Origin of the sequence: Streptomyces sp. NPDC005963 (assembly GCF_040638655.1) — a bacterium.
Lineage (GTDB): Bacteria > Actinomycetota > Actinomycetes > Streptomycetales > Streptomycetaceae > Streptomyces.
This window is the reverse complement of record NZ_JBEXVD010000001.1, coordinates 371507-387518: the sequence shown is the minus strand read 5'-3', so window position 1 is coordinate 387518 and position 16012 is coordinate 371507. Positions and strand designations below refer to the sequence as shown.

General features: G+C 68.9%; 14 protein-coding genes. 9 read left to right on the top strand and 5 right to left on the bottom strand.

Going from position 1 to position 16012, the window contains the following annotated elements; translation table 11 throughout:
* Positions 1–6 precede the first annotated feature (6 nt).
* On the top strand, positions 7–1332 hold the full coding sequence (locus ABZ348_RS01580) for a glutamate-1-semialdehyde 2,1-aminomutase (RefSeq protein ID WP_358928172.1): 1326 nt from the start codon (positions 7–9) through the stop codon (positions 1330–1332).
* Between the two features lie 7 nt (positions 1333–1339).
* Here ABZ348_RS01580 and ABZ348_RS01575 read toward each other — a convergent pair whose 3' ends face one another.
* Positions 1340–1918: a phosphatase PAP2 family protein gene (locus tag ABZ348_RS01575; RefSeq protein WP_358928785.1), complete on the bottom strand. Its 579-nt coding sequence runs from the start codon at positions 1916–1918 to the stop codon at positions 1340–1342.
* A gap of 344 nt (positions 1919–2262) precedes the next feature.
* Here ABZ348_RS01575 and ABZ348_RS01570 point away from each other — a divergent pair, with 344 nt between their 5' ends.
* The 8 genes from ABZ348_RS01570 (at position 2263) to ABZ348_RS01535 (ending at position 10334) form a co-directional block, all read left to right on the top strand.
* Entirely contained in the window at positions 2263–3963 is a 1701-nt protein-coding gene (locus ABZ348_RS01570; RefSeq protein ID WP_358928170.1) for an AMP-binding protein, read from the top strand.
* On the top strand, positions 3960–5495 hold the full coding sequence (locus tag ABZ348_RS01565; RefSeq protein ID WP_358928168.1) for an FAD-dependent monooxygenase: 1536 nt from the start codon (positions 3960–3962) through the stop codon (positions 5493–5495). Before ABZ348_RS01570 ends, ABZ348_RS01565 begins: the two co-directional genes overlap by 4 nt.
* A 44-nt stretch (positions 5496–5539) precedes the next feature.
* The gene (locus ABZ348_RS01560; protein ID WP_358928167.1) at positions 5540–6232 is read left to right on the top strand and encodes a TetR/AcrR family transcriptional regulator; all 693 of its coding nucleotides are present in this window, start codon (positions 5540–5542) and stop codon (positions 6230–6232) included.
* A 259-nt stretch (positions 6233–6491) separates the two neighbouring features.
* Positions 6492–7247 carry an Asp/Glu racemase gene (locus ABZ348_RS01555; protein WP_358928165.1) on the top strand — a complete coding sequence of 252 codons (756 nt, stop codon included), beginning with the start codon at positions 6492–6494 and terminating at the stop codon, positions 7245–7247.
* Between the two features lie 26 nt (positions 7248–7273).
* On the top strand, positions 7274–7954 hold the full coding sequence (locus tag ABZ348_RS01550; protein ID WP_358928163.1) for a VOC family protein: 681 nt from the start codon (positions 7274–7276) through the stop codon (positions 7952–7954).
* The gene (locus tag ABZ348_RS01545) at positions 7951–8202 is read left to right on the top strand and encodes a hypothetical protein (RefSeq protein ID WP_358928161.1); all 252 of its coding nucleotides are present in this window, start codon (positions 7951–7953) and stop codon (positions 8200–8202) included. The genes ABZ348_RS01550 and ABZ348_RS01545 overlap by 4 nt, the downstream gene beginning before the upstream one ends.
* A complete protein-coding gene (locus ABZ348_RS01540; protein WP_358928159.1) occupies positions 8199–9449 on the top strand; it encodes a hypothetical protein in 1251 nt (416 codons plus the stop codon). Before ABZ348_RS01545 ends, ABZ348_RS01540 begins: the two co-directional genes overlap by 4 nt.
* Before the next feature lie 33 nt (positions 9450–9482).
* On the top strand, positions 9483–10334 hold the full coding sequence (locus ABZ348_RS01535) for an alpha/beta hydrolase (protein WP_358928157.1): 852 nt from the start codon (positions 9483–9485) through the stop codon (positions 10332–10334).
* Between the two features lie 67 nt (positions 10335–10401).
* On the opposite strand, the gene ABZ348_RS01530 is transcribed toward ABZ348_RS01535, so the two are convergent.
* The 4 genes from ABZ348_RS01530 to ABZ348_RS01515 form a co-directional block, all read right to left on the bottom strand.
* Complete coding sequence (locus ABZ348_RS01530) at positions 10402–12033, bottom strand: glycerol-3-phosphate dehydrogenase/oxidase (RefSeq protein WP_358928156.1); 1632 nt, start codon at positions 12031–12033, stop codon at positions 10402–10404.
* Positions 12030–13529, bottom strand: a complete 1500-nt coding sequence (gene glpK, locus ABZ348_RS01525) for a glycerol kinase GlpK (RefSeq protein WP_358928154.1) — start codon at positions 13527–13529, stop codon at positions 12030–12032. Before glpK ends, ABZ348_RS01530 begins: the two co-directional genes overlap by 4 nt.
* Positions 13530–13601: 72 nt before the next feature.
* Entirely contained in the window at positions 13602–14999 is a 1398-nt protein-coding gene (locus ABZ348_RS01520) for an FAD-binding oxidoreductase (RefSeq protein WP_358928152.1), read from the bottom strand.
* A gap of 42 nt (positions 15000–15041) precedes the next feature.
* Complete coding sequence (locus ABZ348_RS01515) at positions 15042–15950, bottom strand: hypothetical protein (protein WP_358928150.1); 909 nt, start codon at positions 15948–15950, stop codon at positions 15042–15044.
* Between the last annotated feature and the right edge of the window lie 62 nt (positions 15951–16012).

Below are 16012 nucleotides of genomic sequence, written 5' to 3'. Positions count from 1 at the left end.
GTCGGTGTGAGCACCGAAGACTTCCTCCTGCCCCGGTCGCGGCTGGCGAACGAGCGACTGCACGCCCTGATCCCCGGGGGCGCGCACACCTACGCCAAGGGCGACGACCAGTACCCCGAGGGCCTGGCCCCGGTCATCAGCCACGGCCGCGGCGCCCATGTGTGGGACGTCGACGGCAACCGCTACATCGAGTACGGCTCCGGCCTGCGCTCGGTCAGCCTCGGCCACGCACACCCACGCGTGATCGAGGCGGTGCGGCGGGAACTCGACCGCGGCAGCAACTTCGTCCGGCCGTCCATCGTGGAGGTCGACGCCGCGGAACGCTTTCTCGCCACCGTACCGACGGCCGAGATGGTGAAGTTCGCGAAGAACGGCTCCGACGCCACCACCGCCGCGGTGCGTCTCGCCCGCGCCGTCACCGGGCGCCCCCGGGTGGCCATCTGCGGAGACCATCCGTTCTTCTCCGTCGACGACTGGTTCATCGGCACCACGCCGATGTCCGCAGGCATTCCAGCCGGGACCACCGAGCTCACCGTGACCTTCCCCTACGGGGACCTGGCCGCCACGGAGGAACTGCTCACCCGCCACCAGGACGAGATCGCCTGTCTGATCCTCGAACCCGCCACCCACACCGAGCCTCCGCCCGGGTACCTCGCCGGACTGCGCGAACTCGCCGACCGGCACGGTTGCGTCCTGGTCTTCGACGAGATGATCACCGGCCTGCGCTGGTCCGAGGCGGGCGCCCAGGGCCTGTACGGAGTCGTCCCCGACCTGTCCACGTTCGGCAAGGCGTTGGGAAACGGGTTCGCCGTCGCCGCGCTGGCCGGGCGCCGCGAACTCATGGAACGGGGCGGGCTGCGCCACTCGCGCGAACGGGTGTTCCTGTTGTCCACCACCCACGGTGCGGAAACGCACTCGCTGGCCGCCGCGATGGCCGTGCTCTCCACCTATGTGGAGGAGGGCATCACCGCGCGACTGCACGGCCTCGGCGAGCGGTTGGCCGCGGGCGTCCGCGAAGCCGCGGCCAGCATGGGCGTGGGCGACCATGTCGTGGTCCGGGGCCGGGCCAGCAATCTGGTCTTCGCCACCCTCGACGGAAACGGGCAGCCGTCGCAGCAGTACCGCACCCTGTTCCTGCGCCAACTGCTCATCGGCGGGGTGCTCGCCCCGTCGTTCGTGGTGAGCAGCGCGCTGGATGACACCGACATCGACCGCACGGTCGACACCGTGGCCCAGGCGTGTGCGGTGTACCGGAAGGCGTTGGACGCCGGTGACCCCACCCCCTGGCTGGCCGGGCAACCGGTCAAGCCCGTGTTCCGTCGCTTGGCGTGAGGTGACGTCAGAGACCCTCCCGCCGAACGGCGTCAGCCGACCGGTCGACCAGCCATGCGCTCGCCGGTGTCACCACCAACGCGGTGCACCAGCCACCAAGGGCGTCGGTCGGGTAGTGCGCACCCAGGGCGACCTGCGCCCACCCCATGGCGGCGCCGGCAATCAGCGCTGCGCCGAACACGAGCAACGTGCCGGCTGTCCTGCCGAGGTCGAGTCGGTCGGCTGCCAACAGCGCCACCATGAGGGCGAGGGCGGTGAGGAAGGCGGTGTGACCGCTCGGGTAGGACAGGTGGTCGCCGTGGATGGTGCGCCCCACCACGGGTTTGATCAGTGTGGTGGCCACCACGGTCAGTCCGGTTCCCACCACGATGAGAACCGCGGCGCGAGGTAGCCGAAGCAGCAGACAGCCCGTCACGGCGGCCACGACCAGCGTCGCCGCACCGACCGGCTCGGCCAGGAAGTCCGTGGCCAGAGCGATGTGCCGCCACGGCGGTGGCACATCGCCCACCGCGGACTGAATCCACGCGTCCACCCCTGCTGGCTGACTGCGGCCCCCGTACAGCACACCGAGTGCGATCAGCACGATCGCGGCGAGGGCCGCGGTCGGAGCGGTCCACCACCACCGGACGCCGGTCGACGCGGCCCCCGGCCCCTGCTGACGCCAACTCCCCACCAACGAACCCCCGTCGTGTCTGACCCCGGCCCCCGCTGGAGCCGTCGGTCTGTCCATCACCCTGGTCATGGGCCTGGGAAGCAGTCTCGACGTGTCACCTTAGCCAACCGGTCATCACGGGGGGTCGGCTTCGAAGGACACGGGCGGGGACTGGTCCGGAGGTGCCGAAGTAGCCGGTCACACGTTCGCTGACATCGGCGTCGCAATTTCGACATCAGTGTTGCCAAGGTGTTGGGGGCGTCGTTACTCTCAAAGACATGTCAGCAATGGTGAAAGAGAACCGGGCGGAAGATCCGGGCCTGGTGCCGTACGACGACGAGAGCCGCGAGCGCTACCGCGCCCTCGGCTGGTGGAACGGGAAGACTCTCCCCGGAGAGCTTGTCGATGCGGCGCGGCAGCACGCGAGCCGCCCCGCACTCGTGACGCCCGAGGTCACCTGGACCTACGACCGGCTGTTCGAGGAGGCCCGCGCCTTTGCGGCCGGCTTCGCAGGGCGGGTCGGAGCCCGGCCCGGCGACGCGGCGGTGTTCCAGATGGGAAACGTGGCCGAAACCGTCGTGGCCTATCTGGGGTGTCTGTTGGCGGGCGTCAGACCCGTGTGCACACTGCCACAGCACGGTGTGCGGGAGGTGGGTCTCCTCGCCGAACACACCGGCGCCCGGTTTCTGATCGCTCAGGCAGACTTCCGCGAGGGCCGTCTTCTCGGTCAGGCGCAAGAGCTGCGGGCGCGAGGGAGCGTCGAGGAGGTCGTCGTCGCCCGAGGTGACGTGCCCCCCGGCGCCCACTCCTATGACGACGTTGTCTCGGACGGTCGGCAGAGCGACATCGACCCACTGCCGTACGCCGTGTTGCAGCCGGATGACATCGCTGTCTTCCAGTTGTCAGGAGGCACCACCGGCCTGCCCAAAGTCGCACCCCGACTGCACGAGGAGTACGTCTACAACTCCCGCGCGTGGGCCGAGGCGATGGGATACGGCCCGAACTCCAAGCTGCTCTACCCGCTGCCGGTCATGCACAACGCCGGTCTCGCGCTGGCCGTCCAGCCGGCCATCCTCGCCGGTGCCTGTCTCGTGCTGGCTCCCTCGGCCGAGATCACAGGACTCCTGGACCTCATCGAGGAGCACCGGCCGGACACTCTGCCCCTGGTGCCACCGGCGCTGGCCATCCGCCTGCTGGAGTCGCCCGCGGTGCGCAGTGCCGATCTGAGCTGCGTACGTGACTTCGTGGTGGGCGGCCAGAAGCTTCCGGCGGAGATCGCCCAGCGGCTGGAGGACGAGTTGGGACTCCAGGTGCGCCAGATGTTCGGAATGGCAGAAGGCATGTTCATGCTGACCCCGTCGGACGCGTCGGAGGCCGTGCGACACCACAGCGTGGGAACGCCGATCGCACCTGGCGACGAGGTCCGGATCCTCTCGCCAGCCAGTGAGGACGAGGTCGCGGACGGCGAGATCGGCGAGTTCGCGGCACGCGGGCCGTACACCATTCGCGGCTACTACAGGGCCCAGAAGCACAACGGGAACAGCTTCACCTCGGACGGCTACTACCGGAGCGGTGATCTCGCCCGCCGCCACGTCACCGGGGAGGGGGTCTTCTACTCGATCGAGGGGCGGATCAAGGACGTCATCAACCGCGGGGTGGAGAAGATCCACGCCGAGGAGGTGGAGGAACTGATCGTCCAGCACACCTCGGTGAACAACGTGGCCCTGGTCGCCATGCCGGACCCGGTGCTCGGCGAGAGGGGCTGTGCCTATCTGGTCCTTGAGCCGGGTGCAGAACCCCTGACCGTGTCCACCCTCGGCGATCATCTGCTGAGTCTGGGGCTGGCCAAGTACAAGCTGCCGGAGCGGGTGGAGATCGTGGACGCCCTACCGCTGACCAACGTCGGCAAGGTATCGAAGAAGGCCCTGCGCGGCGATATCGAGCGGAAGCTCACCGACGAGACGGGGGACGACCGATGACGCGGCGAGTGGAGATCATCGGCGGTGGGCCGGCCGGGCTCTACGCCGCGAGGTTGCTCAGGCTGAAGGACCCCCGCATCGAAGTAGTGGTCCACGAACGGATGGAAGGCTCGGCGCAGACGTTCGGGTTCGGTGTCGGGCTCACCGAGTCCACGATGCGCAATCTGGAGTCCGCCGACCCCGAGACCGCTGATCTGGTGCGGCGCGCCTCATACGTCGGGCACAGCCTGGAATTGAAGGGGCGCGCGGACACGGTGACCCTGCACGGCGCCCGTAACCTCGCGATCGGCAGGGCGAGACTCCTCGACATACTCGGCGATGCTGCCGCGGCGGTCGGCGTGGAGCTGCGGACCGGCGTTTCGGCCGGCGTGGCGTCGACCGACGCCGATGTCGTGGTCGCCGCCGACGGGGTCCGCAGCGCCACCCGCGAGAAGTACGCCGCCGAGTTCGGGGTGCGAGCCGCCCTCGGACGCTCGCGCTTCGTCTGGTGCGGGGCCGACTTCGCGGTCGACTCGGCGTTCTTCTCCGCGGTCGAACAGGGCGACAGCATGTTCGTCGCCCACGCCTACCCCTATGCGGTCGATCGCAGTACGTTCCTCATCGAGATCGACGACGTGACCTGGCGATCCTCGGGGCTCGACGAACTCGATGCGAGCGTCCCCTGGGGGGAGACCGACCACGCCAGCGTGGCCCTGCTTGAGCGGGCCTTCGCGTCCGAGCTCCGAGGAGGACCGCTGCTGACCAACCGCACCCGCTGGAGCCGGTTCACCAACCTGACGCTCGACCGGTGGTCGGTCGGCAACATCGTTCTGCTCGGCGACGCGGCGCACACGGCCCACTACACCCTGGGATCCGGCACGAAGCTCGCGCTGGAGGACGCCATCGCCCTGGCCGACGCACTGACCGGTGAGGCGTCCGTCCCGGAGGCACTGACCGCCTACGAGCAGACCCGACGGCCTCCGGTGGAGCGGTTCAAGAAGCTCGCCCATCGCAGCCAGGCGTGGTGGGACAGCTATCGCGTCCGGGCATCATGGTCCGCCGAGCAACTCGCGGTGTCCTATATGACACGGTCGGGCAACCTCAGTCTCGCCGACTACGCCGCCGAGCAGCCGGAGAGCGCCAGGCGCGCACTCGCGTCGCTGGGCGGACAGGCGCCGGCGCGGCTCGACGACCTTGAGAGCTGGGTGCTGGCACGACCGGTGCGGGACCCGGGACTGACGCTGCCGGCCCGAGTGGTGTCCCGCCGGGCCCTGAATGCTGCCACCGCCGTCCACGAGCTGACCTGGACCGACTCCGAGATATGGGGGGATGCGGCGGACGCGGCCCTCGGCCTGCTTGGTGGAACCAGCGGCCCGCCGATCCTGCTCACCGGTCCGTCCGATCCGGACGCCATAGCCGCGCGCATCGATATGTCCGAGCGGCTGCGCCTCCAGAGCGGCCGTCCGGTCGGAGTCGCGCTGCCCGAGCGCCAGCGGTCACTGGCCGCCACGGCGATCGCCGCCGGCCGGGCCGACTTCGTGGTGACCCGGTGACCAGCGCTGCCGTGGTCGGCACCCGGCCTCGGTATACTCCCGGCATGGCCAAGGCAGCGCGGGACAGGACGAACCGCAGCGCCCTGAGTCGGCAGTTGGTCACCTCGGAGCTTCTGGACAAGGCCACCGAGCTCTTCGCCGAGAAGGGCTACGAGTCGACGACCCTGCTCGACATCGCCAACGCGCTCGGAATCTCCAGGCCAGGGCTCTACAACTACGTCCGGAGCAAGGAAGAACTGCTCGGCATGCTCGTCGAGCAGGTGAGCAGGGGACTGGCCGAGGTGCTGGAGCACCTGTCAGGTCGTGCGGACCTCTCGCCCACCGAGAAGCTGATGACCGTGGTGGCGCTGCTCGTGCGTCAGCGTGCCGAGCACCCCGACCAGTTCCGTATCCTCGACCGTTCCGAGACCGTACTTCCGGAGCCGGCGGGCACCGAACACCGCGAGGCCAAGCGCAAGGTTCTCCGGGAGGTCGTGAAGGTCGTCGAGGCGGGCATCGAATCCGGCGAGTTCCGTAGCGTCGACGCCCGCACGGCCGCCCTTTCCCTGCTCGGCATGTGCAACTGGGTCGCCTGGTGGTTCTCCCGGGGTGCCGATGTGGACGCGGTGGTCGACACCATCACCGATCTGGCGACCGCGATGCTCACGACCAGGGGTTCTTCGGCGACGCACGCCGAGACCGCCCGCACCGTGGAGCAGATCCGGGTCCTCCTGGACCGTCTCGACCAGCAGCGCTGATCACCGTTCGGACTTCAGGTCCGGGCGGACACCCCTCTAGACCCTTCACACTCGTGGCCGGGTCCTTGGCGATGCATGCCGAGACCGTGCGCACCGCGGAACACCTCCGGGTCCTCAGACAGCGCTGACCACTGGCCCGTGCATTGGGTCCGACAACCCCTTCCAAGGTCGTTCAGAGCTTCCTCACACCCATCTCTGACGTGGGTGTTGTAATTACGACATTCATGTCTAGACTCGATTCGAGACACAAGGAGAGCGCATGACCTCCCTCAACCGCATCGGCCTGATCGTGCCGAGCACCAATGTGACCGTCGAGACCGAGATCCCCCGGATCCTCAATCTGGCCGGTGGGGACTTCTCGTTCCACGGGTCCCGCATGCGCATGCACTCGGTCACCCCTGAGCAACTGCGCGCCATGAACGCACAGCGTGAGCGTTGTGTTCTGGAGATCGGCGATGCCGGCGTCGATGTGGCGCTCTACGCCTGCCTGGTCGCGATCATGGCGATGGGGCCCGGTCATCATCGGGAGGCCGAGTTCCGCATCGCGGAGCAGTTGGGCTCGGGCGGCTCGGGTGCCAAGGTCCTTTCCAGTGCCGGTGCCCTGCTCAGTGGTCTGACTGATCTGGGTGCCAGGAGGATCGCCCTGGTCATGCCCTACATGAAGCCGCTGGCCCGACAGGTGGTGGAGTACATCGAGGCCGAGGGCTTCGAGGTTGCCGACTGGCGCGCACTGGAGGTCGCCGACAACTCCGAGGTCGGCTGCATCCCGGGAGAGCGGATCATGGAGGCCGCACGCAGCATCGACCTCACCGGGGTCGACGCACTGGTGCTCTCCTGCTGTGTGCAAATGCCGTCACTGGACCTGATCCAGGCGGCCGAGGACGAACTTCGCCTGCCTGTGCTCTCTGCGGCCACCGCCGGCGCCTACTCGATCCTGCGCAGCCTCGGCCGGCCGGTGCGGGTGCCGGGAGCGGGTTCCCTGCTCATGGCCGACGCCGCCGTACCGGCCCACTGAATGTCCCTGCCCTAGAAAGGAACCCCATGTCCGACCTCATCCAGGCCGCGGCCCCGAAGCCGACCCATCGGGTCCGCGGAGTGGACCACGCAGCCTTCCCGACCTTCGACCCGGGCGCCACGGTCCGCTTCTACCGCGACGTACTGAAGTTCCCCGTCGTGCACTCCATCTGCGCCGCCGGATGGGGCCCCGAGCGGCACCCGGACTTCATCCACTTCTTCTTCGACATCGGCAACGGCGACCGCATGGCGTTCTTCTACTACTTCGGCTGGCAGCCCGCCGGCGACCCGACCGCACCCGGAGACGCCTGGGCCCGTCTACCACACGACACTCCGGACTTCTTCCGCAACTCTCGCCACATCGCTCTCCATGTGGCCGACGAAGAGGACCTGCTGGAGTACCGACGCCGCTTGGACGAGTCGGACTGGCCGGTGGAGATGCAGGTCATGCACGAGACCATCGAGTCGATCTACACCCATGACCCCAACGGCTACATGCTCGAAATCACCCGCCAGCTGCGTCCTGTCACCCCGCAGGAGGACCTCGACGCCGAGCTGACCATCCAGGCGCTCTGTGATGTCACCGCGGGGCAGTCGCCCTCGATGGACAAGCTGTTGACCCGCAAGGCCGAACTCATCGTCGAGCGGGCAGCCGCATGGGAAGCGGGCCGGCCAGGTACGCGCGAGACCCTGCGGGAGTCGGTGTGACCATGGCCCGCTTCTATGTGCTCGAAGTCCCTGAGAACGACGGTGTGATCAAGATTGCCCGTCAGGACCCGGCCAACACCGTCGACAGCGTCGGGCCCTACTTCCGGATCACCGCTGCAAGCCCGATCGTGATCGACCGACGTGCCACCGGCTGTCGACACGCGGTCTGGTACAGCGCAGTCGCCGGCTTGGAGGGCTCGGTCATCACGCAGCACGACAAGGACGCCCTGCGGGTGGAGGCCCGATGACCACCACACCTCTGGGCGCCGGCCGGTACCTCACTCCCGCGGACCTCCCTGAGACCACCCGGACCAGCGCGCACGAGCTGACCACCCAGGACGGCGCCACCGTGAACGGCCTGCTCCGCGTGGTGCCCGGCGCGACCACGGTCGCGTTCCTGATGCACCCACGGCAGGACTTCTCCCATCACGTGTTGGTCCCCGAACTGCTCAAGCACGGTTTCGCAGTCTGGACCCAGGGTGCGCGGTCGATGGGCAACGATCTGACGCTGTTGCATGAGCAGGCGGTGCTCGACATGGCCGCCGGCCATGTGTTCCTCCGCCGCAACGGCTTCGAGAACGTGGTGGCCGTGGGGCACTCCGGTGGTGCCGCACTGGCCGCCCTCTACCTCCAGCAGTCCGCGGCCACGCCCGCTTCCCGGCTGGACAGTACCCCCGGCGGAAAGCTGGTGCCGCTCCCCGAGGCCGAACTCCCGTCGGCGGACGGGCTGATCATGATGGCGCCCCACCCGGGACAAGGCGCGCTGTTGCAACGCGTCATCGACCCCTCGGTCGTCGACGAGACCGATCCCCTCTCGGCCGATCCCGCACTGGATCCGTACGATCCCGCCAACGGATTCGCTGCACCGCCCGCATCCTCTTCCTACTCACCGGAGTTCGTCGAGCGCTACCGCCGTGCTCAACGTGCCCGGATCGAACGCATCGACGAGGTCGCCCGGGAACGGGTCGAGACTTCGCAGAAGGCCAGAAAGCGCTATGCCGCCGGCAAAGAGGCTCACGATCGACGTGCGGCGCTGGCCACCGGTGTGATCACCGTCCACCGAACCGATGCCGACCTTCGAGCGGCCGATCTCAGCCTGGACCCGAACGACCGGCCGTACGGCTCACTGTTCGGACGGAGGCCGGACCTCACCAACTACGGGATCATCGGCTTCGGTCGGCTCACCACTCCCGAGGCATGGCTCTCCACCTGGTCCGCCAACTCCACCCGCGCCGACCTCGCGGCCTGCGCACCGGGGGTCACCGTCCCGGCCCTCCTCATCGAACTGACCGGCGACCAGGCCTGTTTTCCCGCCGATGCGAAGCGCTTCGCCGAGCTGCTTCCGCACCCGGACGTCACCCACGTACGCGTACCCGGCCGTCACTTCGGCGCGCCGCTCCACCACGGCATGACCTCCGGCGCCGTCCTGGCCGGCGAGGAGATGGCGCGCTGGACAGCCGAACGATTCACCAGCGTGGCTTCCGCCTCATTCTGAGCAGGATCCCAACACCCCAAGGAGCGGTGCAGCATGATTTCGCCCTACTTCCTCAAGGCCGGTGGCCTGGGATTGTCCGGCCGGATATCCGGACGCACTTCACGGCCGCGCGGTCTGGTCGTCACCCTGCACGGCGGGACGTACGACTCGGCCTACTACGACATCGACTCCGCCTCGCTGCTCTCCCTCGCGCCCGCACTGGATCTGTGCGTGGTGGCACTGGACCGGCCCGGCTACGGAAGTGCCCGCGGAAGCGAGTCCGCACTCCAGTCCTTCGACGGCCAGGCCGCAGTTCTCCAGTCCGCGTTGAAGCGCCTCTCGGACGATGTGCAGCCGGCACACGGAACCGTTCTCGTCGGCCATTCCATAGGCGGCATGATCGCGCTCACTCTGGCTGCGAGAGGAACGCCCGGCCTGAGAGGCGTGGAGGTCAGCGGGATCGGCGAGGTGTGGCGGCCCGGGCTGCGCGAGATGTGGAACTCGTTCATCGGCAGTGATCCCTTCGTTGAAGTCCCGCCGGAACCCCACGCCGATGTGATGCTCGGTCCCCAGGGGTCGTACATGCCGACACGGCGTGCCCTTGACGCCGACTTGGTCCGACCCATGCCGATGCCAGAACTGATCGACGCGGTGCGCTGGTCCGAACTGTTTCCCACCGTCGCGGCGGACATCGACGTTCCGGTCGGTCTGACCTTCGCCGAGCACGACAACATCTGGATGTCCGACGAACCCGCGCGATCGCTCGCGGCCAGCCGATTCATCAAGGCGCCGTCGCTGAACGTCGATCTCGTCACCACCGCGGGTCACTGCATCGAACTCCACAACCGATCCCGCTCGTACTGTCTTCGCCAACTCGCCTTCATCGAGGACTGCCTTACGGCCTGAAGCCGTCCGGGTGGGCCGGCACCGTGCCCTCCTTCGCGGGTGCCGGTGGTGGTCGAGTCGGCCCGGGTCAGAGGGATCGCGTTCCCCGGTTGCGTTCGACCCAACGCGTGTAGTCGGCCTGCTGCGCCTCCCGTTGTCGTGGTGTGTAGCCGTGGGCGGCATCGAGTGCGTCCGACACATGGTCGATCACGGAGGTGTCACCGTCGTCGGACCAGAAGAAGGAGCCGGTGCGGCGGACCAGGACGTCCGCAACGGTCATGGCCATCTCGCGCTGTACGGAGTGCTCGATCTCCGCCCGGGTGAGGACGGAGTCGCCGATGGTGATCCCGTCCTCGTGGTCCCGGGCCACGGCATCGCAGAGCGCGGTGGCATTGCCGCCGTAGCGACGCAACCATCGTTCCCCGGTCCGTGGTGTGACGGGAGTCGAGGCAAGCTCCCGTCGGGCCCGGAAGATCTCTCCGGCTCCGCCACCGGAGATCGGCACCCGGCCGGTGGTGGACGGGGGCAGCCCGCGGATCCCGTGGCGGTCGCGTAGCTGTCCGGCGACGGCGTCGACGATCTGGGCGCCCATGAGCCGGGCGGTGGTGAGCTTGCCGCCCGCGGCGGTGATCATGTCGCCGGGTCCTGTCGTCAGGGTGTGCTCGCGGGACGCGGCCGAGTTGGCGGTGCCGGGGGCCGGAGCGATCAGGGGGCGCAGCCCGGCCCATGAGGCGACGATGTGGCTGCTGTCGACCTTGGCACCGGGCAGGGTGTGGTTGGCGGCTTCCAGGAGGTAGTCGAAGTCCTGCTCGTTGCCGACCACGTCGTCGGGGGAGCCCGTGAAGTCGGTGTCGGTGGTGCCGACGTAGACGTGCCGACCGTCGCCTGCGGGGGTGGGCCAGACGACGCGGTTGTCGGAGGGGGAGCGCAGGAACACGGCGGTGCCGAGCGGGAAGTCCTCGGTGCGAAGGACGATGTGTACGCCCTTGGTGGGCCGTAGCGTGGGGTGTTCGGGGGCCTGTTCCAGTCCCAGTACGCGGTCGACCCAGGGGCCTGCGGCGTTGACGACGGCCTTGGCGCGGACGGTGAGGTGCTCTCCGGTGAGGCGGTCGGTGAGTTCGGCGCCCGCGACCCGGCCGTGTTCGTGGATCAGGCTGGTGACCTCGCGGTGGTTGGCCAGCAGGGCGCCGGCCCGGGACGCCGAGCCGAGGACGTCCAGGACGAGTCGGGCGTCGTCGGTGAGTGCGTCGTGGTAGAGGCCGCCGCCCTTGAGCCCGTGCGGGTTGAGGTGCGGTTCGCGGCGCAGTACGGCCTCGCGGCCGAGCATCCGGTGCCGTCGTTTGAGGGGTGCGCGGGAGAAGGCGTCGTAGAAGGTGAGGCCCAGATTGAGCAGGGCGCGGCCTTCGGGGTAGCCGTCGTAGACGAGGTAGAGGAAGGGGCGGAGGTCGGCCAGGTGCGGGGCGATCCGCATCATGACCTCGCGTTCGCGGACCGATTCGTTGACCATCCTGAACTGGTAGGTCTGGAGGTAGCGCAGACCGCCGTGGATGAGTTTCGAGGACCGGCTGGAGGTTCCGGAGGCGAAGTCGTCGCGGTCGACGAGGACCACGGAGAGTCCGCGCAGGGCAGCGTCCCTGGCGACGGACGCACCGGTGATGCCTCCGCCGATGATCAGGAGGTCGGCTTCGTTCGGCAGGTCGGATGCGGTGAAGCGCTTCATGGTTGGACCGCCCATCCCTTGGCGCGCTCGACCGCGCGCTGCCATTGGGTGTAGTTGGCGTCCCGGGACGCGTGGTCCAGGGAAGGAGTGAAGACGGCGTCGTCGTCGGTGCCCCGGAAGCAGTCCTGGGGGTCGGACCAGATTCCGGCGGCGAGTCCGGCCAGGTACGCGGCGCCGGAGGCGGTCGCTTCGACGTTGGCGGGGCGGTGGATGGTGGCGCCGAGCATGTCGGCCTGGAACTGGAGCAGGAAGTCGTTGGCTGAGGCGCCGCCGTCGGCGCGCATCGTCGTCACGGCCTGCCCGGACTCCTCGGACATGAGCTCGATGAAGTCCTTGATGGAATAGACGATCCCCTCCAGGGCGGCGCGGGCGAGATGCCCGCGGGTGGTGCCGGGGGTGAGGCCGATGAGGAGGCCGCGAGCGCTGGAATCCCAGGAGGGTGCACCGAGCCCGGTCAATGCCGGGACGAAGAAGACACCGTTGTTGTCCTGGACGCCGCGTGCCAGTTCCTCGGTCTCGGCCGCGCTGGTGAGCAGTTGGGCTCCGTCCCGCAGCCACTGGACCGCGGACCCGGTGACGGGGGCGTATCCCTCCAGTCCGTAGGTGGTGACGCCGTTGCGGCGCCAGGCGATGATGGTGCTGAGCCCGTGCTGGGAGATGACGGGTTCGGTGCCGGTGTTCACGTCGAGGAACGTACCGGTGCCGTGCGTGGTCTTGGCATCGCCGGGCCGCACGCAGCCCTGCCCGAACAGGGCCGCGGACTGGTCGGCGATGGCCGCGGTGATCGGGATTTCAGCGCCGATCACCGAGGCGTCGGTGGTTCCGATGGTGCCGGAGTCGTCGACGACTTCGGGGAAGAGGCTCAGCGGGAGCCCGAGGGCGCCGAGCCATTCCTCGTACCAGGAGCCGGCGAGGAGGTCGTAGGCGCCGGTGACGGCTGCGTTCGAGGCGCTGACGGCGTGCACGGCGCCGCCGGTGAGGCGGTGGATGAGCCAGGAGTCGATGGTTCCGAAGGCCAGTTCTCCGGCTTCCGCCCGGCGGGCGAGGTCCCGGTTGTTCTCCAACAGCCAGCACAGTGACAGTGAGGAGTAGACCGGCGCCAGCGTCCAGCCGGTGCGCGCCTGCACCTTGCGGCCCCACTCCGCTTCGAGGTTGGCAGCCATGGGGGCGGTGCGCAGGTCCTGCCAGACGATGGCCGGGGCGACGGCCTGGCCCGTGGTCCGGTCCCACAGGACCGTCGTGGCGCGTTGGTTGGTGATGCCGACCGCGGACAGTGCGGCCGGGTCGGTGCCGTCGAGGCGCAGGGCCTCGGCGATGCGGGCCGAGGTGAGCTGCCAGATCTCCTCGGGGTCGTGCTCCACCCGGTCGGCCGCGGGGTGGTATTGGGTGAACTCGCTGTAGGCGCGGCTGCGGATGGTGCCGGCGCCGTCGAACACGAGGGCACGGGTGCCGGTGGTGCCCTCGTCGATGACGAGGAGACGGGATGCGTGACTCATCGTTGAGCTCCAGATCCTGGGAGTGCGCCGCCGGGGCGGCGTGGGTGGAGGAGGAGACCAGGGGCTTGACGGTCAGAGACCGAGCTTTCCCGGGTTGAGGACGGCGTCGGGGTCCAGCGCCTGCTTGAGCTTGCGCAGGACGAGGTGGGCGGAGCCGAGGGAGCGGCGGGAGTACGGCGAGCGGGCGAGGCCGCCGCCGTGGTGGTGGGACAGTTCGGCGCCGTGCTCCAGGCAGACGGCCATCGCCGTGGACCAGATCTTCTCCAGCCGCTCGGTGGCTGCGGCGTCGTCCTCCGCGCGGCCGAGGAGGATGAGGTACATCGACGTGCCCTGGGTGTACACGTGGGAGAAGTGGGCGAGGACTTCGTCAGCGAGGGGGGCCAGGGCCTCCTTCATGGCGTCGTACAGGCCCTCGATGTGCCGCCAGGTGTGGGCGACCTCGATGGTCTCGGCGTAGCCGCCGGGGGTCTTGAGGTGGTTCTCCACGGTGGAGAAGTCGAAGCGGCGGCCCATCCAAGCGGCTGTCGGCTCAGGACCGAGTGCCCTGGCGCCGTGGGCCGTGGCGATGCCCGTGAGGACCTGGAGCTCGGCGGCTGAGACGCTCGCCTCGCCTTCGGTTCCGACGAACAGGACCGGGTGGCTGACGGTCGGGTCTGCCATGGCGTGGCGGGCTTCGTCGGTGTCGTACAGACGCAACAGGAACGGGCGCAGTCCCGCGGCGGCCTGTTCGCGCATCACGGCGAGGCCGGCGGCGACGTCGGGGAGTTGGAACGCCTCCAGTCGCTGGTCGGACGGGATCGGGATGATCTTGTAGGTCACCTGAGTGATCACGCCGAGCGTTCCTTCGGAGCCGAGGAACAACTGGCGCAGGTCCGGACCCATGGCCGCCCTGGGCGATGCCTTGAGTTCGGCGACCTCCCCGGTGGCCAGCACCACGCGGTAGCCGACGACCAGGTCTTCGATCCCGCCGTAGCGCGACGAGAACTGGCCGGTGGCGAGGGTGGCGAGCCAGCCACCGACCGAGGAGCGGTACAGGGACTGCGGGGAGAAGCGGGTGGTCCAGCCCGCTGCGTTGAGCGCGTCCTCCAACTCGCCGCCGTTGTTGCCCGCGGGAGCGGTCACGGTCATGTCGACCTCGTCGACGACATGGGGACCCACCAGCCCGGACACGTCGAGGACGATGCCTCCGCGGGTCGGCAGCGGCTGGCCGGTCACCGACGAGCCGAGGGCGCGGGTCGTCACCGGGGTGCCGGTGGTGCCCGCGGTACGCAGGACGGCCACGACCTCCTGCTCGGTGCGGGCCCTGACGACCACCTGTGCCGCGTACGGGTGCTTGTCCTGGAGGTGCCACTTGGTGGACACCGGCCAGGTGTCGTGGCTCGTGGCCGCCAGGACCGCCGGATCCGTGCTGACCGCATCGGCCCCGAGGGCCTCGGTGAGCAGTTCCACAACGGTAGAGATGTCAGACACGCTTCGTCCTTCTGTCGATGAGTGGTGCTGTGGACCGCACTATCAGGTCAGCACGGCTGCCGTGGTGAGGGCGATCGGGGTCATGACGGCAATGGCCACCGCCGGGGGGTCTATGTGGGTGTCGCCGTGGATGAGGAACAGTCGGGAGGCCAGCTCGCCGACCAGCGCCGTCACCAGTCCGGCCAGTGCTCCGATCCACACGGAGGAGAACGCCAGGCCGGCCGCGGCGGCAACCGCGGTGATGTGGTGTGTCACCGGTACGGCGACCGGTGTGGCCAGGAAGACCAGGGAGAGGGCGGAGACGCCGAAGGCGAGGACTCCGGCCGCGACACCGAGCGCCGGGTCGGTCTTCACCAGGGCGACCGCCGACCAGGAGGCGAGGAATCCGACGCCGAGGCCGAGCAGTCCGCTCATCATCGGAGTCTCCTGCCACTTGAGCCACACTGCCTGCTCCGTGGTGCGAAGCCGTGCTCTCAGACCGGTGACGTCCGTTGTGCCGAACAATCCGGTGCGGCCGAAGACCAGCCGTACGACGACCGCGGAGACCACCACGGTGATGGCCGTGGTGTTGGTGTACGTCAGCATCCAGTCGCTCTGGTTCAGGGCGCTCTGGGCGACGAGGCCGAAGACACCGAATCCCGCGCCGACCGCCAGGGTCACCGGGTCTGCGGTGCCGACCATTCCGGACACGATGTCGCGCCCGGAGCCGGCCTTGCCCCGGCGGGCCGCGTACGCGACCGCCGCGATCGCGCCGGCGAAGGCGATGTGCGGTCCGAACCATTCCCCGAGAGCGACGTGCTCCAGGAACCAGGGGTTCCCGGCGCCGATCACGGCAGCGATGCCGACCAGGATCATCAGCCCGCACAGCACGAACGCCGCGAGCGCGCCCACGGCCGCGGCGAACAGGCCGCCTGCCGCGGCTGCGGCGATTGACTCCAGCGTGAGGTTCATCCAGGTTCCCTCCGCAAGGCGACGTCTATGCGACGCCACTCCACAGAGTACTCCATTTTTGG